The 18,660-nt window shown below is 39.2% G+C and carries 17 protein-coding genes and 1 pseudogene; 10 read left to right on the forward strand and 8 right to left on the reverse strand.

Going from position 1 to position 18,660, the window contains the following annotated elements:
- Nucleotides 1-22 precede the first annotated feature (22 nt).
- The gene (locus NIE88_RS16370; protein ID WP_253063767.1) at nt 23-1,270 is read left to right on the forward strand and encodes an argininosuccinate synthase; all 1,248 of its coding nucleotides are present in this window, start codon (nt 23-25) and stop codon (nt 1,268-1,270) included.
- A complete protein-coding gene (gene argH / locus NIE88_RS16375; protein WP_253063769.1) occupies nt 1,227-2,615 on the forward strand; it encodes an argininosuccinate lyase in 1,389 nt (462 codons plus the stop codon). Before NIE88_RS16370 ends, argH begins: the two co-directional genes overlap by 44 nt.
- Before the next feature lie 499 nt (nt 2,616-3,114).
- On the opposite strand, the gene NIE88_RS22840 is transcribed toward argH, so the two are convergent.
- The 4 genes and pseudogenes from NIE88_RS22840 to NIE88_RS22995 all read right to left on the reverse strand — a co-directional run bounded on the left by NIE88_RS22840 (nt 3,115) and on the right by NIE88_RS22995 (nt 6,610).
- Nucleotides 3,115-3,408: a transposase gene (locus NIE88_RS22840; RefSeq protein WP_373689451.1), complete on the reverse strand. Its 294-nt coding sequence runs from the start codon at nt 3,406-3,408 to the stop codon at nt 3,115-3,117.
- A complete protein-coding gene (locus NIE88_RS16380; protein ID WP_253063771.1) occupies nt 3,332-3,535 on the reverse strand; it encodes a hypothetical protein in 204 nt (67 codons plus the stop codon). Before NIE88_RS16380 ends, NIE88_RS22840 begins: the two co-directional genes overlap by 77 nt.
- Nucleotides 3,516-3,872, reverse strand: a complete 357-nt coding sequence (locus NIE88_RS16385) for a hypothetical protein (protein WP_253063772.1) — start codon at nt 3,870-3,872, stop codon at nt 3,516-3,518. Before NIE88_RS16385 ends, NIE88_RS16380 begins: the two co-directional genes overlap by 20 nt.
- 1,508 nt (nt 3,873-5,380) lie before the next feature.
- Nucleotides 5,381-6,610, reverse strand: a pseudogene (locus NIE88_RS22995) (IS110 family RNA-guided transposase).
- 622 nt (nt 6,611-7,232) lie between these two features.
- Here NIE88_RS22995 and NIE88_RS16405 point away from each other — a divergent pair.
- Nucleotides 7,233-7,580 carry a class III lanthionine synthetase LanKC N-terminal domain-containing protein gene (locus NIE88_RS16405; RefSeq protein ID WP_253063776.1) on the forward strand — a complete coding sequence of 116 codons (348 nt, stop codon included), beginning with the start codon at nt 7,233-7,235 and terminating at the stop codon, nt 7,578-7,580.
- Nucleotides 7,581-7,596: 16 nt separating this feature from the next.
- Nucleotides 7,597-9,885, forward strand: coding sequence for a lanthionine synthetase LanC family protein (locus NIE88_RS16410; protein ID WP_444965499.1), 2,289 nt, complete (start codon nt 7,597-7,599; stop codon nt 9,883-9,885).
- Between the two features lie 251 nt (nt 9,886-10,136).
- Here NIE88_RS16410 and NIE88_RS16415 read toward each other — a convergent pair whose 3' ends face one another.
- Nucleotides 10,137-11,792: an ABC transporter ATP-binding protein gene (locus tag NIE88_RS16415; RefSeq protein WP_253063778.1), complete on the reverse strand. Its 1,656-nt coding sequence runs from the start codon at nt 11,790-11,792 to the stop codon at nt 10,137-10,139.
- Nucleotides 11,793-12,061: 269 nt separating this feature from the next.
- Between NIE88_RS16415 and NIE88_RS16420 the strand changes: the two genes are divergently transcribed.
- On the forward strand, nt 12,062-12,958 hold the full coding sequence (locus NIE88_RS16420; protein WP_253063779.1) for an Rgg/GadR/MutR family transcriptional regulator: 897 nt from the start codon (nt 12,062-12,064) through the stop codon (nt 12,956-12,958).
- A 227-nt stretch (nt 12,959-13,185) separates the two neighbouring features.
- Here the strand turns inward: NIE88_RS16420 and tnpA are convergent, their stop codons facing one another.
- Nucleotides 13,186-13,617: an IS200/IS605 family transposase gene (gene tnpA / locus NIE88_RS16425; RefSeq protein WP_253063780.1), complete on the reverse strand. Its 432-nt coding sequence runs from the start codon at nt 13,615-13,617 to the stop codon at nt 13,186-13,188.
- Between the two features lie 546 nt (nt 13,618-14,163).
- On the opposite strand from tnpA, the gene NIE88_RS16430 reads away from it, so the two are divergent.
- Both NIE88_RS16430 and NIE88_RS16435 read left to right on the forward strand, forming a co-directional pair.
- The gene (locus NIE88_RS16430) at nt 14,164-15,384 is read left to right on the forward strand and encodes a multidrug effflux MFS transporter (protein ID WP_290446555.1); all 1,221 of its coding nucleotides are present in this window, start codon (nt 14,164-14,166) and stop codon (nt 15,382-15,384) included.
- Nucleotides 15,385-15,388: 4 nt separating this feature from the next.
- Nucleotides 15,389-15,775: a hypothetical protein gene (locus tag NIE88_RS16435; protein ID WP_253063784.1), complete on the forward strand. Its 387-nt coding sequence runs from the start codon at nt 15,389-15,391 to the stop codon at nt 15,773-15,775.
- 60 nt (nt 15,776-15,835) lie between these two features.
- Here the strand turns inward: NIE88_RS16435 and NIE88_RS16440 are convergent, their stop codons facing one another.
- Together NIE88_RS16440 and NIE88_RS16445 are read right to left on the reverse strand one after the other, a co-directional pair.
- Nucleotides 15,836-16,360, reverse strand: a complete 525-nt coding sequence (locus NIE88_RS16440; RefSeq protein ID WP_253063786.1) for a YceI family protein — start codon at nt 16,358-16,360, stop codon at nt 15,836-15,838.
- Between the two features lie 192 nt (nt 16,361-16,552).
- Nucleotides 16,553-16,969, reverse strand: a complete 417-nt coding sequence (locus tag NIE88_RS16445; protein ID WP_253063788.1) for an Rrf2 family transcriptional regulator — start codon at nt 16,967-16,969, stop codon at nt 16,553-16,555.
- Nucleotides 16,970-17,190: 221 nt separating this feature from the next.
- Between NIE88_RS16445 and NIE88_RS16450 the strand changes: the two genes are divergently transcribed.
- The 3 genes from NIE88_RS16450 to NIE88_RS16460 all read left to right on the forward strand — a co-directional run bounded on the left by NIE88_RS16450 (nt 17,191) and on the right by NIE88_RS16460 (nt 18,579).
- Complete coding sequence (locus NIE88_RS16450; RefSeq protein ID WP_253063790.1) at nt 17,191-17,409, forward strand: helix-turn-helix transcriptional regulator; 219 nt, start codon at nt 17,191-17,193, stop codon at nt 17,407-17,409.
- Nucleotides 17,399-17,869 (forward strand): hypothetical protein, encoded by a 471-nt coding sequence (locus tag NIE88_RS16455; RefSeq protein ID WP_253063792.1) that lies wholly within the window; start codon nt 17,399-17,401, stop codon nt 17,867-17,869. Before NIE88_RS16450 ends, NIE88_RS16455 begins: the two co-directional genes overlap by 11 nt.
- Nucleotides 17,870-18,003: 134 nt before the next feature.
- Complete coding sequence (locus NIE88_RS16460) at nt 18,004-18,579, forward strand: nucleotidyltransferase family protein (protein ID WP_253063794.1); 576 nt, start codon at nt 18,004-18,006, stop codon at nt 18,577-18,579.
- The last annotated feature ends 81 nt before the right edge of the window (nt 18,580-18,660 follow it).

Consider the following 18,660-nt stretch of genomic DNA (forward strand, 5'->3'; position numbering starts at 1 on the left):
TTCTCTTAGGAGGGTTTCACTCATGGCAAAAGAAAAAATCGTGTTGGCGTATTCCGGCGGCCTTGATACCTCGGTCTGCATTAAATATCTTCAAGACAAGTACAATTATGATGTTATCGCGCTCAGCATTGATGTTGGCGAAGAAGGCAAGGACCTTGATAAAGTAAAGCAAAAGGCACTTGATGTCGGCGCGATCAAATCCTATGTCGTGGATGCGAAAGAATTACTTGCCGAAAACTACCTTGCCCCGGCGCTTCAAGCGAACGCATTGTACGAAGGCGTCTACCCGCTTTCTTCTGGACTTTCACGTCCGCTGATCGGCAAATTGCTCGTTGATGTCGCGCATAAAGAAGGCGCGACGGCTGTTGCTCATGGCTGCACGGGAAAAGGGAACGATCAAGTTCGTTTTGAAGTAGCCATTCAGGCACTCGATCCGTCACTTAAAGTTGTTGCTCCGGTTCGCGAATGGGGTATGACCCGTGATGAAGAAATCAAATATGCGGAAAAGAACGGGATTCCGATCCCGGTCGATCTAGACAATCCGTTCTCAATTGACGCAAATATTTGGGGACGCGCGTGCGAAGCCGGTGTTCTGGAAAATCCATGGAACGAAGCCCCTGAAGAAGCGTTTGCTTGGACGAATCCGATTGAAAAAACACCGGACGTACCGGAGTATGTTGAAATTGAATTTGAAAAGGGCCTTCCGTTTGCTTTAAACGGCGTGAAAAAACCATTTATCGAAATCATTAAAGAATTGAATGCACTTGGAGGTCTTCATGGAGTTGGACGGATTGATCATATCGAAAACCGTCTCGTCGGCATCAAGTCGCGCGAAGTATATGAAAGCCCGGCAGGACTGATCCTAATCAATGCCCATCAGGGACTGGAAACCATCACGCTGACGAAAGAGGTTTCTAAATTCAAACCGCTGATCGACAAGGAAATTTCTCAAGTGATTTATGACGGTCTCTGGTACTCGCCGATCCGTGAAGCGCTGATGGCCTTTGTGAAGCAGACGCAGGAAGTCGTTTCCGGGAAAGTTCGCGTGAAGCTGTTCAAAGGAAACCATGTTGTCGTCGGACGCGCATCGGAAAACAGTCTGTACAATGAAAAATTGGCAACCTATACTACGGGCGACGCTTTTGATCACAACGCGGCCGTAGGCTTCATCAAGCTGTGGGGGCTCCCAACCAAGGTGAATGCGGAAGTGCATAAGGAGGCAGATCATGGCGAAGCTGTGGGGCGGCCGGTTTACGAAGTCAACCAATAAGCTGGTTGATGACTACACCGCGTCAATTTCATACGATCAGGAACTGGCAAAAGAAGACATCGAGGGCAGTCTGGCACATGTTCAAATGCTCGGCGAATGTGGTGTCGTCACAGAAGAAGAAGCGAAGACGATTCAACAGGGACTCCATGCCATTTTGAAAAAGGTGGAGAGCGGTGACGCACATTTCTCAACGGATATGGAAGACATTCACATGAACATTGAGAAGATGCTGATTGATGAAATCGGAGCGGTTGGCGGCAAACTGCATACCGGGCGCAGCCGTAACGATCAGGTCGCAACGGACATGCACTTGTACATGCGAAAGAAAACGCAGGTCCTGATCGATTTGCTGGAAGACGTGCAATATGCCCTGCTTGAGCAGGCGAAGGCCAATGTGGACACAATTCTTCCTGGGTACACACATCTTCAGCGCGCACAACCGATTTCTTTTGCTCACCACTTGCTCGCTTATTTTTGGATGTTCGAGCGGGATAAAGGGCGTTTGCGTGACAGCGTCAAACGGATCAACATACTGCCGCTTGGCGCCGGCGCGTTAGCGGGAACAACCTTCCCGATCAATCGCCGCCGCGTGGCCGAACTGCTCGATTTCGATGATGTCTATCCAAACAGCATGGACGCGGTCAGTGACCGTGACTTTGTCGTCGAGGCGCTTGCGGATTGCTCGCTGATCATGGTTCACCTGTCGCGTCTGTCTGAAGAGATGGTGCTTTGGAGCAGTCAGGAGTTCCAGTTTATTGAATTGGATGATGCGTTCTGTACTGGCTCCAGCATCATGCCGCAGAAGAAAAATCCGGATGTATCCGAATTGCTGCGCGGCAAGACCGGTCGCGTGTTCGGACATCTGGTTGGCCTGCTGACCGTACTCAAGGGTCTTCCGCTTGCCTACAACAAAGACATGCAGGAGGATAAAGAAGGCATTTTCGACACCGTTAAAACATTGGAAGGGGCGCTGAATTTACTTGCCCCAATCCTTGAAACGATGACGGTCAAAAAAGATCGAATGCGTTATGCGGTCGAAAAGGACTACTCAAATGCCACCGATATTGCGGATTATCTGGCGAAAAAGGGCATGCCGTTCCGAGAGGCACATGCGGTCACCGGCAAAATGGTCCTTTATGCCATTGAAAATAAAAAGTATTTGCTTGAACTTGATCTGGAGGAATATAAGCAATTCAGTCCTCTTTTTGAAAAGGATATTTTTGAAGCATTGCTTCCTGAAAACGTGATGCGCGCCCGTGAAAGTGAGGGCGGCACCGCGCCGCACCAGATTGAGAAGCAGTTGAAACTCGCAGAAACAAGCCTGCATCAGAGTGAATCATTCTGATCAGCTGTTTCATATATGTATTTTTTCAGTGAGGGTATCCGTAAGATATTCTCACCTGCAAGGTTAGTACCCCCTAAATTAGCTTGTTATCTTAACTTAAAGCACCGGATACGTGTCATGCGTATCCGTATTTTTTTAGAGCGTAAGATTACAAGAGGTGCTGATTCCTATGTATTGTATTTATAAAGGAGATCAGCCCGAGAAATTCCAGTAATTCAGTACCAAAATGAATCAAAGCCAATGGTCTTCGTTCTCGTTGGGTATATTTCATAATTGTTAAATAGTGAAAATATGTGCTGTAATTAAATAAAGAAAAGAGGCGAAACCATGACCCTAAAACCTGCATTCCCGCGTCTTTATGAACTGAGATTTTTTCAGTTCATGCTGTTTTTTCGCGAATTTCTATTTCGTAACCGAACAGTTTTTCCAACTGTCGATGGTAGTACTTGGCGCTTTGTTTTTTCTTTGGCAGGTAATCCGGACCGAGCTCTTTATAGGGCTATTTCTCTTTTAAAACATGATAGATAATCTTTAGAATGAGATGCGCTAAGGTCATGATTGCTTTTTTTGGTTCGCATCGTTTGCCGAGTCGATGATAGTACGTCGACAAGCGCGTTTTTTTATTCTGGACAGCCCCCCAGGCAACCTGACAAAGCATGGACTTTAATCCTTTATTTCCTTTCGTTGTTTTGGATGATCGTTTCTTTCCGGCACTCTCATTGTTTCCCGGACTCAGTCCACCCCAGGAGGATAAATGGGCCGATTCCGATTTCCGCCAGGATGACTGCCGCATCCTGATTAATCTCCGGATCGTTTTGAGTAGACTCACTTCCTCCTAGTAATCCTGGATCGATTTCCTGTTCCAGTTCCTCACTATGTTTTTCTAAATCAAGAAGCAGCTCATATTGCCGACGAATCATTTGTCAATAATGTCGCCGGATTTTCTCGTTCAGGGCATCCAAAAGCTGAGGAACTTTCATTCTTAGCTTTGTTTTTACACGAGAATGAACCTGTGAGTGATTTCCCGTTCATGATCGCCTCAAGCAGAATGCACCCGGAAACACCGAAGACATCGCTCATATAACTCGTCAACTTAATATTGGCGTCCTGTAAGACGTTATGAATACGACTCTTCTGTTCCGTTGACATCTGCAGCAGCTTTCTCCGATACCGAGTCAGATCACGCAAATTACGGAGTGTTCCGGGGGGAACAAAGCTGGATTCAATCAATCCATTGCGCAAGAGTTGGCGATCCATTTGGTATCATTCATATCCGTCTTCCTCCTCGGAAGATTCTTAATCCGGTTCGCGTTAGCGAGGATTAGGTAAATAAATATTCAAAATATTACAAACGATGGGGTTCCAATAGACACCTGTGCTTTCTATGGTGACATGCGTGCACTGAGCTTCCTTGCTCTGCGGCTGAAAACCTTTTTACTGTCCAGCCCAGCCCTTAAAAGTGACAGTAGCCATGTCAGCGGCAACCTTTTGCCTAAAAATAGTCCACCTTATGCTATAATTTGATCCATAGACGTGAATAATACCTCCTGTCCGTGGCCAGTGAAAATGTCACTATTTCGAAGATGTCGATCTTGATTATTGATGGTGAAAAAAGCAGAGAAAAATCCGACTGAGATTCATCAATAGATTGACCAGCTCTGCCTCTTCCCTATCTAACTACTACGACCATTTTCTTTGAGGTTCTGACAAGGGCGACCGTAGGGAGGGCAAAGCCTTTACCCTTGGCAGCTCTCAGAGAAAGTGGATACTCTCTCCAGGATGGGGAGGAGGGGGCAGCGCAGAAACTGATGGGATTCACCGCGCCTACTTCCTGCCTATTTCGATAAAGGGTACCGAGGTAGCTAGTCATGCAAGGTAAGAGAGAAAAGAGACTATAATTATTGTTAACCCTAGTATCGAGAATATACAAATCTCTTTCCGGGTCAATGTGGTAATCAGTATTAAAACCGAAATATCTGAAGTCAGTTTTTGATATTTTAAGCTTTTTAGTTCAGCGATAGATAGGGATCATAATTATACCAAGTTCTAATTTTGAGAGGTGAGAGATAAATAAATAAAGTTTTTTTTAAACATACTATGTTTCGACAGACTTTGCAAAAAAATGTGATTATACTATTTCTAAATCAATTAGATTTGTCTAATTGATTTAAAATATACAAGGAGGTTGAATTTAATGCTAAAAACACTAAATGATCTTCAAGAATTGGCTGTTGATGAACATGTTTTTGAAATAGGTCCAGATTCATGTACATTTACCTGTGGTGTCTCTTGCAGTGTAACTGGATAACATTTGAATTTAATCTATTTATTAAAGGATGGACAAATTGAACTGAAGTAAATTCAATTTATCCATCTTATTATTTTTTTTTCAAAAATAATATATTTTATGCAAAAAAACCATAATCATTATGAAAATTTATAGTGCTTATTTAAAGTTGGCTGACAAATGTTATGTATTTTGTTTCTGTGTTACAAAATATCAATTTAGTATTTAAATTTTTGAAATCAGAAATATCTTTAATAAATACAAGCCATTGACTAGTTTCAGAATATATAACGATCTATACATAAGCCTAGTGGTAATATGTCAAGCCCCTAAAAACGAGAAATTGGAAATTTTTTATGGACTTTATCTCAAAGCACTTAAAAAGGCGTATACAAAACAGGATCCACTTCAAATAACAAAAATTACCATTTATTTGAACGTGGGAATGATCTTGAAAGGGTGTGGTAAAACGAGTGATTCACGACCTCCTTTCAGGTGGTGTGTACAAGTGGTTGGTGCTGAGTAGCGAATACACCAACCGTACCAATTTTCTTGCGGTTAAGACGAGCGCGCGTTTGTGTTGAGTTGATGCCGAGTCACTTCGTTGTACTTTTTCTGATAAAAGGCCTGGTAGTCCGCGTCGTGCTTGCGAATCGAGTCTGCTGCTTGAATCAAATAATACCTGAGATACTTGTTTCCGGTTCTCATACGCTTCGTATCTTCCGACTCATATTCTCCGGATTGATACTGACTCCAAACGAGGCTGGCATACTTAACCAAGGCATGATGGCTGTTAAACCGCTTAATATCGCCAATTTCAGCGAGTAGATCGGCAGTGAACACATCGCCAATTCCTTTAACAGATGTGAGCACAAGTCTTTGCGGATTGCCCTGCATTAGGCGACTGATTTCTTTGTCTAGGCGCTTGAGCTGACTCTCAATGTGCCGGATCAGGCTTAGAGTTACACTCATGGACAGATTCACTGGATCTTTCATGGATTTGCTTAACTGATAACTCGATCGGGCCAGCTTTTTCAAATAGTTGGCGATTTCCTCCGGCTCGCTGAAATGATGGTTGCCTTTCTCCTGAAGAAAGGCGACGAGTGATTCGATGCTCATGTCGCAATCTCTTTCGGCTCTAATTCTTCGATCACGGCCAGACTGGCTGCACCGAATGTGTTGGAGAACGGGTTGTCCTGACGCAATCCACTGAATTTCAGAAACAGCTGATTCAGGAAAAAGGTCTTATGCCGGGCGAGATCCTTCATGAAATGGAATCGGGTTCGAGCCAGGCGTTGCAGGGCTTCATAGTGTACCGCTTCTTGCATCGCTCTGGGTAGTCGGTCAAATCTCAAGTGGTCAGCGATGACCCAGGCGTCTATTGGTCGTTCTTAGGCAGTGTGTCATAGCCTTTTTTAAAACGAGCCACTTTTCTCGCATTCAAGACATAAACGCTCGTTTGATCATCCGGCTCATAGCCTTTGAACTGTGCCTGCAAATAATGAGCAATGTGCCAGCTGTACTGATCAGTGGCTTCCATGCCGATCCGCAGATCCGCCACATGGGTTTTCTTTGCCCGCTGAAGCAACCGTTGGATGAGGGTGTCGGCCCCTTCGCGGTTGTTGGGTACGGAGGAGTCGTCCAGAGATTGGCCGTCCCCATTCATGAAATGGACATGATGGGTTTTCAAACGAACGTCTACACCCATACCGATCACCTCCAGTCTTATGAAAATCAAAAGCGTTTCAGACCTGGGTGCCCATGGGAATCATCGATGGCTTCCTCGTCATCAGCACTCATCGGAAAGAAGACCATCATGGACGCTACTTCCTCTTCTTTCCGGCGGCGCAACTAGTGGTTAGCCCTTTGACAATGAACCATGGGTAGCAAGCTAATTCAGCAGTGCCCGAGAAGGCCCGCAAGGAGGATAAGCTACCACCTGAAACGATTTTGTCGGTTCCATTGTCCCATGAACCGGTCTGAAACGCTATGAAAAATGACGGAGGATTCAGTGGAGCCTCCTCCACTCTCCGCCAGAAATCTATTCAGTTTTATTTTGGCATCTTAAAGAAACAGGAGAGCTTCCTCTTCTGTGATCAAAAGTTGCTTCTACTTTTCTTATTTCATTCACTTGGTGAAAGAATTGCTTACCTTTGGCTTCCCCATCACGGGAAAAACAAGGGTAAAACAAAATCATTAAACAGACAGGGAAACCAAAGGACTTTGATTGATTCCTATAGGAACCAGAGGGGCATTCCAGTCAGTCCGGATCTAACTGGAAATTCTCTCTGGAAGAGCTCTTACTACTAATATACGAGGAGGTAAGTCATATGAATTCTATACCCTTAGATATCCTGTGTGAACAATATTTTGATGTCAAAGATGATTTAACTGAGCTAAGTGTTTACCTAAAACCACATGATTATCAGATGTTTGAAAGCGGTCCTTGGTTGTTTTTTAACAATGATTCTGGTATTTTACCAACGCAGGGATGGAAGGGGCATCTATCAACTGTTTTGGAAAATTCAAAAATAACATTAGAGACTGCAGTATCTGTTTTTAAACAATTTGGATGTGTGTATAAAGTTTCACGAAATGAAGGAATTTTAAAAATACTAAATAATATACACGCTCCAATTCAAACTGCAAATAAATTCATTACATTTTATCCTAAATAAAGCTATTTTCAAGGAAATAATAATTATACTACACAAAAAATTTCAAGAGTTATATGGGCCGAAAATATTTACAGATTTTCAATGTGGAAATAATTCACCAGTTCATTTTCGATATGGAGCATTTAAATCAATAATCAAATGGGATGAAACAGATACAAAAATGAAATTTTATATAAAGGATAATAATGGGAATTTAGTGGAAGATATTCGGGGACCGGTTTATAAAACTCCCAAATGGGAAACATTCCCTTTTTCTAAAAATGAAATTGAGAAAATGAATGCGACAATACCATTGATTCCAGAACGCAATCCAATTAATAAATATATTTTTAAAAAAATTATTGAGCGCGGTAATAAAGGAAACGTTTACTTAGCTATTTCAAAAAAGGACGGAATTAATGTCATCATCAAAGAAGCTCGTCCATTTGTTGTTATTGGTCAAGAGAAGAGTAATAATGCAATTAGTATTTTAAAAAAAGAGTATAAAAATTTAGTCTACTTCTCAAAGAGTGGGTACACACCAAAACCAATAGATTTCTTTGAGTGTAACCAAAACTTTTTTCTTGTTGAAAAATTTTTTTCTGGTAGGAATTTGACAAGTCTTGTAAATGATAAGGCATTTACATTAAAAAAATCGCTAATAATTGAAATTATAGATATGGTGATTTATTTTCATTCTGAAGGTTATGCTATTACTGATTTTTCAACTAATAATCTCTTAATTAAGAATGATAAAGTGAAATTAGTTGATTTAGAAAATATGGTGAGAATTGCTAATAAAGAAAAAAGAACTGTGTCAACACCTCTTTTTTATAATAATGAGAAAACAGATCTTACCATAACTGAAACTGATGATGTTTTCGCAATGGCAATAATTTTTATGACTCTATTCTTCAGAGGAATACCTATTTACAAAAAGGATGCCAATGTGCTTAATAGACAAACGTTAATTGAGAAGTTATTAAATCAAACCAGAATGGCAGTTAATAAAGGTGTGTTTAGTGTTTCTGAAGCATTTCTTGTAAAAAGTTTATTAGAATTGTCTATTGATACTAATTATCGCGTTAGTAATTTGTTGGGAATTAGAAATAATTATTATGAAGAGAAAAATATAAACTTTAAATTAGAAGAAGATGTTAATATATATCCACAAATTGATCTAAAACTTATAATAAGAGATAATTTCAATGATATATTTACTCTTGCGAAGATAAGTAAGCGTACAAGAATCTGGAGAAGTAATAGTTTTGGTGAATTTGTGAGTCCTCTTGGTATTCAGCACGGTTTTGCAGGAGTAGCTAGAGCTGTTTTAGCACTTTCAAACGTAAGTATACTAAATGCAGATAAATCTTTAGGTTTTTTAAATAATGTTGTTTTTCGCTCTGAGGAAGTTATAGATAGAGAAAGTGCAAATGGTTACTTGTTTGGTCTTTCGGGATATTTATGGTTTCTTTCTGATTTATATAAAAAATATCCAAGTAAAAAAGTTAAAAAAATGATGAATGAAATTATCAATAAAATTAAACTTCTTAGTAACACTCGTCTTGATTTTGCTCTAGGGAAGACTGGGATTGGATACACATTTATTCATCTTTGGCTAATCAGTAAAAATAATCTTTATTTAGATTATGTTCGCAAAATGGCTAAAAACATATATAAAAATCGTAATTTTCTTTTTGATAACATTGACAACCCCCAATCATTAACAAAGTTTGGTTTTGCTCACGGATTATCAGGAGTAGCTTACTTTATTTATCTAGTGGGAGTTATTGAAAACGATAAAGACTATATTTCTTGGTGCAGAAGTGTTATTAAAAAAATAATAACTAAAACAAAACATTATTTAAATGAAGACAGCTTTAATAATATGAATTTATCTTGGTGTGAAGGAATTGCTGGTATTGGAACGAGTCTTCTTAGAATTAACTATTTTGAAAAAAATAAGGTTGTTAATGCTCTTCTCCTACAAATTGCTACGACTTTGGAAAAAAATATGCTTAAAGGATCAACAAATATTTGTCATGGGAATGGAAGTAGTATTGAGTTTTTAATGGATGCATATCAATTAACGGGTCAGGAAATATTTAAGACCCAAGCGATAAATATAGCAAAATGTGTATACAATAAAGGATATCTAGATAATAATAATATTTATAGGTTTCTTGATCAAACACAGATAACTACCCATTTCGACTATGGTGTTGGATCAGTTGGAACATTGTATAGTTTAAGTAGAGTGCATTTTAATTTAGAGCGTATCTTTTATTTAACTAAGCAAGAATTAAATAGTTGTAGAAATAGATAACTTAGCTTGTATTGACAAAATATTTTTGTTTGTTTTGAAACGAAATCTATTTCTCTAAATAAAATTAAATGCACATTAAAAAAGTAAAAGATCCTCAAAGGAGTATCTAGGCTCCTTTCAGGACTTTCTATTTGTTTAGGAACTTGTAGAACTTGAATAGTGAACTATTGGCTTATCAGAAAATTATCTGCCACACGTAGTGATAAAATAGGATCATGTCCATTGAAAAACTATTGGAAACATTATTGAATTTATTCACTTTGTGTTGCATTATCTTTTTTTTCACTGTGCATAGAGTTATTCTTGATATCTTCCGGATTCATTTGATAAATTTGATTCAATTTACTTGCTATTCGATCATGAAGATTGTGTGAAACCATAATTACTGTAATGTTTGGATTGTTAACTAGATTTTCTTCAATTGAAATAGCACTTTTTTTGTCAAGGCTTGCTGTTCCTTCGTCTAGTAGAACGATATGTTTATTACGGATAAATCCACGAGCTAGCGCTATTCTTTGTCTCTGTCCTCCGGAAAATAGACGTCCACTTTCTCCCACAGGAGTGTCAACTTTCATTGGTAGGGATTGTATTGATTCCCACAGCCCACTCATTTTAAGCGCATGTTCCAATTGTTCATCTGAAAAAGATTCACCCAATGTAATATTGTCATAAATTGTTCCGTCAAAAATATAGGGGAGTTGATCAATATATAACACATAATCACGAATCGTTGAATCTGTTAAATGATTCAAATCCACTCCATTTAATTTAATTGACCCATAATAATTTTTTAATTTTCCAGCTAAAATATTTAATAGTGTTGATTTTCCGCTACCACTTGCGCCTATTATTGCATACTTTTTTCCCAATTCAAAACTCATATTAATGTTATACAAAATAGGCTGTTGATTATAATTGTATGAAAGCTGTCGAATAATATATCCCTGCTCCAACTGGTCAATGGTTCGTCCTGACGTTTTTCGCGTAACTTTTATTTCATTAAATTTATTAAAGATCGGTTTTGTTGCATGTATCGCTGCAATGCTACTACTCAATTCACCTAAAGTGTTATAGACCGTTGATGCTAAGTTACTCGTTGCATTTATTGCTCCAATTGAAATAACTTTTTGTACGGCTAAAAAACCAGTAAGACTTACGGTTAGTAGCTGGCTCATAATATTACCAAGACCACCAACGCAAGCCACACGAGCTGTGATTTTTGCTTGTGTGATTTTTCGGCTAGCTAGTTTTTGTGCGACTTGTTCGATTTCATTAGTCATTTTTCTCTCGAGATTCATGGCCAACAGTGTATCAAAACCTTCAAGTACATCCGTTACTTTACTTAAAAAATTCTCATTTTCTCTTGTTAGTTTTAAACTTGCCTTATCCATTGACCTTCTAAATATCTTTGGAATAAGAAGCATTAAGAAAGAGAGAAAAAAGGTCAAAATGACAAGTGACCAATGATAAGAGAATAATGCTATTACAGAAAATATTATTCCTGAAATACCAGATACTAATGAATAGAAATTTTCAAATCCTTGAGTTTCAATCAATGAGATGTCATTATTCAGCCACGAAGAATAAACGCCTGTTTTGTTAACGTGGAACTCGCTATAGCTAGTACATTCTAATTGTTTAACAATATCCATACGAATAGCAGTGCTCATTTTTTGCTCAACTTTAGCCTTATATACTATAGTCAAATACATCAACGCAATAATGATTATCCATAAACACATGATATATCCAATAGTTATGGTAAATGCATCAAGATCAAACTGAATCAGGTTATTTAACATTTGAGCGGTCATTAAAGCAATAAAAACTTGTACCAATTGGCGTATAATTAACACTATTATCAGCAATGAATTTTGTCTCCAAAATTTTTGTAAATAAATAACCATTAGCCTTCTTCTCTCCCATATATTTTCTTGGTTATAATTATAGGGGTATCTTGGTTAAGAATAATAAACATTTGTATAGATGCAAAATATCAGTTAGACTGTTTGATTTCATCAAAAACACGCAAGATTTCACGTTTAAAGCCACTTTTGAGATTTTTTTTTCATAATTTTATTGCTGTTGATAAAGAATTGAATGTGGTTCATTCGGGAAGAACATTTCTGAAATTGTCCTAGTCCCATATATTGGAATTCATGAGGTGAATTTGTTAATGAAATCATTAAGAGAGGCATTTAAATTTATTAGAAAATCGAAGAGCTTAACTATTGAAAAAGTTGCTTCTGGCGTCATGTCTATTTCACAAGTATCACGTTTTGAAAACGGTCAAAATGATATTTTAACTCATCATTTTCTTGCACTTTTAAAGAATATGAATACCTCAATTGATGAATTTTTTTATCTCCAGCGTGAAGGCGAGAGTACGGAAGAAGAAAATACACTTGAACAAATAAGATTATTGATAGCTAAACATGATGCTAAGGGATTAACGTATTTATTCAATGAGCTAGAAAAAAATAGGCAGAATGACTATTCTTTGTCTTTTTTCTTAGCGCAATTCTGTAAATTGATTCTCGTTCTTTGGTCTGATGGAACGGATGAGGCCTCTATGGAGGTGATTGCTCAGCCGGTTCTAGAATATCTATTTATGGTGAATGATTGGGGAGAATTTGAATTATTACTTTATGATATGTTTGGATTTGCTTTTCAAGTTGATACAACTTATCGGCTCATGCATACTGCGATTAAACGGAGCCGACAATATCGAGGATTGTCCAGAGATCAATATTTGATGAATATGATCTTAAATGCTAATTTTTCAACTTTCATTTCTAAGGGGAGACTAGATTTTGCGAGCGACACTCTTAAAGTAAGCGAGTCTATCTTAGATGATACCATAGAAATATTTCCACATATTTATTTTTTGTTCAATAAAGGTATTTATAAAATTAAGAAAGGAGATATTGAGAACGGTATGAGACAAAGCCAACAAGCGATTTCAATTTGCGCATCTTTACGTCAGAAAAAATTGGAAGAACTGCTTAAAATACGACTTCAGAATTGGTTGGAAAACGGTCAAAACCCCGATTTCCGGGATTTCTTTATGTAAAAAACTAAATGAGAGGCTGTTCCAAAAAGGTATTCGTAAACAGTCCCATGATTTGAAAAAGGTAATGAATCAAGGCTTTGTATAGTCAAAGAGGTGTCTCATAGTCAAAAAATTGACTTTTGAGACGCCCTCGTTCAGACATAAATGTCTGCGACTTAAAGTCGCCACTCAAGACTGAAGTCTTCTGAAAGCCCTTATGCTCATAGCACACTAAATTCTGACTGAGCTCAATCATCAATCTTGAACTTGTCGTCCTTGATCTTATTAGACTGGTTCGCAATATAATTTCGAATGATTTCTTCCGTGACATTGCCGATGGTCGCACAAAAGTATCCTCTGGACCATAAATGTTGATCCCAATATCGTTTCTTTAACTCAGAAAACTCATCCTGCAGCAGTCTGGATAAGCATCCTTTTAGATACTGCATGATTTTACTTGGGACAAGGCTCGGTGGACTGGAGATCAGCAAATGGATAAACTCTTTGCCTACACTCCTTTGCAGAATAGTGACTCCTCGAGCTTCACATCCCTGTCGAATTAACTCTCGCAATCGAATGGCGATCGAACCTTGTAGCACCTGATCTCGATATTTGGTCACCCAGATCACATGATACTTGATAGCGTAGACTGCATGACCGCTTTCCTGATAGCTATCCATACTTTTCACCTCTGTCAAAAATATTGACACGAAAACATAAGGCTAAAAGCGGATACCGTCTAAAGAGATGGGTTTAGCCCCGCTTTTGGAAACTAAAAAAGGTATTGGGGTTTTGTAACTGCTAAACTAAAATCAACAGATTTTGCTAAATAGAAATGAACACTTTTCACCAAATAGTAATCCAGATAAGTTATGATAGTTTTTCAACATGATTTGTCTGGAGGATTCGAAAGGTGGAAAACAGAGCAGAGCTATTCGTTTTAGAAAATGAAGAAAGGATCGTACTGATGATCCGACTAGATAATTTGTGCAAAGGAGCGTCCGGCGCGGCGATACAATACATGAATATCACGCTGGGTATTCCACGAAAAGGCGAGTCTTGTTTAACATTGTCTAATAAGTCGTCTTTAATTTAATGGTCACCTTTTCAAGACCGACTTCAGGTAAAAGGATCTTTTTTCTGCTATGATAACCTCAGATACATAAAAATGAGAACGATTGAAAATGGAAAGGCTGATTTAGGTGAAAGTTGCACAAACAGATTTAATGACGCGTCAAAGCAAAGGCGGCTATGTCCGTTTCGTGCTCGTGCTGGGAGCACTTGGTGCATTTGGCCCGCTTTCAATGGATATGTATCTTCCATCATTGCCGTCTCTGACTCAGGACTTGCAGACGACAACATCGCTGGCACAACTGAGCATTACGACATGTTTGATCGGACTTGCGGTGGGACAGCTTATTCTTGGCCCGCTCAGTGATAAGTTCGGACGAAAAATTCCTTTGCTTTCCGGATTAATTCTATTTACATTGACTTCCTTTCTTTGCGCAATTACAACATCAATCGGCTGGCTTGTCATCCTGCGGTTGATCCAGGGCATAGCCGGAGCAGCGGGTATGGTGATTTCACGAGCGATTGCCCGTGATTTGTATTCCGGATCGAGGCTGACAAAATTTTTCTCGATGCTGATGGCAGTCAACGGTATTTTCCCTATTCTGGCACCGATCTTGGGTGGGTTTGTGCTTCGGTTTACATCATGGCACGGTGTTTTCATTGTCTTGTGCGTGATTGGTCTTTTGCTGTTTTTAAGTGCATTATTCTATATTCCCGAAACACTGCCTGCTGAAAAACGTATTTCGGGCGGACTTGGGACGACCGTGTCGGCAATGGGACATATTTTCCGTGACAGCCGATTTGTCGGTTACGCGCTTGTGCTTGGTCTCGTGATGGGCGCTATGTTCTGTTACATTTCGGCGTCCTCTTTTGTGCTGCAGGACATGTTTTCCGTATCACCGCAAGGATTCAGTCTATTTTTTGCTATGAATGGTTTGGGGATTGTGCTGATGTCGCAGCTTGCCGGACTTCTTGCCGGACGTGTCGATGCACGGAAAATCATGCGCACCGGAATCGTTATTGCAGCGATTGGGAGTATCGCGCTCTTTGCGAGCTTGCTGCTCGAACCACCGCATTTGGCAGCAGTTATGATTCCACTTTTTCTTGTCGTTTCAATGGTTGGTCTCGTTAATTCAACGGCCTTCTCACTGGCGATGCAAAGCCAGGCGAAGGTGGCCGGGAGTGCCTCGGCGATTCTGGGGCTCGGCATGAATACAGTTGGTGCGCTCCTATCGCCGCTTGTCGGATTAGGCGGGAGCCACACGTATTTTCCAATGGCGTTAATGATTCTCTTCTGTGACGTTGGTGCACTTGTCATCTACGTTCTTTTTATCAGGAAGAAAGCGCTGAAAATCGTGAAAATGAAAAAAGAATGATCTGATGAAATCATTTTTAATGGATTTAAATCAAATTCGTCCGAGCCAGCTCTATTTAGATCAGGATAAAATTGATCGCCTAGGAGGAGCGTTTGATCCGCTTAATGTGCGGTATAACGCACCGCTGCCGATTAAGAAAAATGGCGGAGAAGCATTTCTGACCGATGGCCATACGCGTGCTTTTCTCTATAATGAGGCGAGAATATCGGTGATCCCTGTCTATTGGGACACAGATGACTTGGATATGGATCTCTATCAGACGTGCCTGAACTGGTGCCGACAGGAACGTATTATGTTCATTGATGATCTGAAAGAACGAATACTTCCGCACGATCAATTTGAGAAAAAGTGGACCAAACGTTGCGAAGAAGCGATACAAAGTGAAAAATGAATGCATACAAAATAAGACCGGACAGCTGTTTACGCCATTCGGTCTTATTTTGGAGAACAATTAAGCATCTAGAGTGAATTCAGCTTCAGCACTAATCTTAATTTTATTTCCGACAACCAAATTACCATTGGCAAGAGACTGGCTCCAGATCAGTCCGTAGTCACGGCGGTCAATAGCGAAGTTAAGGCTGGCGGCATTACGTTTCAGACCGTACGGATCGTCAATCGGCAATCCGACCTCTGCCTCAAAACGAATTGACTTCGTTGTTTCTTTAATGGTCAGATTGCCTTCAATGGTGTAGTCCTCGCCATCTTCTGACGTTATTTTAGTCGATTCAAATTTAATCTCAGGATATTTTTCTGCGTCGAAAAAGTCCGCACTTTTTAAGTGATTGTCGCGATCTTTAATTCGGGTCTCGATGCTTGCGACCTCGATAGCGACCTCGATTTTAGTGATTTTTCCGCTTTCATCGGTTGTGACAGTACCTGAAGTTGTTTTGAAATTTCCCTTCACATTAGAAAGTCCCATGTGTTTTACAGAAAAACCTGTTTCTGTGTGCGCTGAATCAATTGTCCACTTTGCCATTTGTATCCACTCCCATTAAATTTTTGGTGCATTTCTGAAATCAGCTTGGCAAAGCCATGCTGATTTATTGCCATTCTTTTTTTATTCCTTTTCCGAACCGAACGTAAACGGCTGCTCGAACCGTGGCGACTGACACAGATTGATCTAAGACATCATAGATGTAACATTTATAGTTACATCTAAAACAAAAAATTATGCTTTATCAAAAAGCTGATGAAGAATGTCTTCAATACTCTCACTGGAAAGTTTGCACGCTAACGCATCCTGAGCAACGCCAAAGGCTTCGTCCAATGCGCGTTGAATACCTTTGCCAACTGGACAGTGAGGATTTGGATTGTCATGAATTGCGAAGAGACTTTCTTTGGGCTCAACCGCATGAAACACATCCAGCAGCGAAATATCGGCAGGATCACGTGTCAGTGAAGCACCGGCTTTGCCGGCAGTTGTCTGAATCAGTCCGGCCTTTTTCAGCATACCGAGCAGCCTTCGAATGACGACCGGATTGGTATTTACGCTTGCAGCGATGTAGTCCGACGGTAAATCGTCATGAGGCTTGGAAGCGATTAAGGCTAGAATATGAACAGCAACTGCGACTCGAGTATTAATCATTTTCCTCACCTCTTGTAACTATTGTAATTACATCTATATCATCTGTCAATCATTTTTTATAAATAAAAAAGAACCTATGTTTGTGATTTATGATCCAGTTGACGGAAACCGGCAATAATCAACTCCAAAAAATTGCGGATGGTTCCCTAAATAACTTGACTAAAAATGTAAAACATGTTTAACTTATATTGTAAAACATGTTTTACAAAGAGGCGTTATAAATGAAAAATTCAATAAAGATAAGACGAAAAAAATTAAAGCTGTCTCAGGAAGAACTTGCCAGTCTTTCAAATGTTACGAGACAAACAATTCTTGCTATAGAAAACAATAAATATGATCCATCTTTAACACTGGCTTTTATTCTTGCAAGGAAATTGAATACGACAGTCGATGAATTATTTGAATTTGAAGAGAATGGAGGAGATCTAAGTGACTTCTGAAAAGTACCTCAAATTTTTGGCAATCATGAATATAATTCTTTTTGGGCTCGCTTGTTTATGGTGCACGGTCAGATTAAACTTTGAAAACATGAAGATGGTATGGTTAGTAGAATTAGTGTTGCTCGCCTTGATTATTCTTGTCGTTGCTGTGAGTTACTGCATTCCTAAAAAGAAAGAGATTAATCCATTTAAAAGAAAAAGTACGGACACTATGAAAAACTCGATCTTATTTTGGATAAAAGATGAGAGAGAACTCATGATGGCTTTGAAAACGTATGCTAGCGGGTATATGTATTATACATGTTTCATGTTCTCACTGTTTCTTTTATTGTACATTCTCATTATCTTTGATGTGAACAAGATCGTCATGCTCAACTCAATTTTCTTATTTCTGTTCTTTGAAATGACTTTTTTGAATGTAAAGTTTGTGATGGACTGGAATAAGTATTCTAAAGAATAAAATGGGAGGTTAACTTTATAGTACGAATGGACAACACGTGGGTAGGCAACAGAATGTAACGTTTGATATGAGAACAGATGAACTGCTGCACAGTAGACGGATAGTACGCAGTATCAATCAATGGAGGGTAACATTTGAAAAAGAAAGAGAAACGATTAGTTGAAATCATTAATAAAAGTGAACCCCTTGTAAGATTACTAAAAGTCTGTCAACAGTCAGCCTTGCCGCAAGACTATTATATTGGGGCCGGCTGTATTGCTAATACAGTTTGGAATTATCTATCAGGAAATCCATTTGCCTATGGAATTTCAGATATTGATGTTGTCTATTTTGATGATAAAAATACAGAAATCGAGAACGAGGTAATCTATAAAAGACTGCTTCTTGAAAGACTAGAGGAATTTCCATTCAAACTGGATGTTAAAAATGAGGCACGTGTCCATCTTTGGTATAAACAAAAATTTGGTTTTCAAATTGAGCCATATACTTCTTTAGAGGACGCAATTGATAGCTGGCCAACGACTGCAACCTCTCTTGGCATAAGGAGGGAGAATAAAGACTCCTTCGTAATCTATGCACCTTATCAGCTGGATGACTTATTTTCTATGGTCATTAGACCGAACAAAAAAATGATTACAAAAGAAATATATGAGAAAAAGGCAGAAAAATGGCAAAGTAAGTGGGATAAACTAACGGTAATCCCGTGGTAATTTAGTTAATGCTGTGTTACACAGTCCATCTTTACTGCGCATTATCAAAATAAATCCCCTACCTGAACTGCAGATAGGGGA

Source organism: Sporolactobacillus shoreicorticis (assembly GCF_024125445.1).
Lineage (GTDB): Bacteria > Bacillota > Bacilli > Bacillales > Sporolactobacillaceae > Sporolactobacillus > Sporolactobacillus shoreicorticis.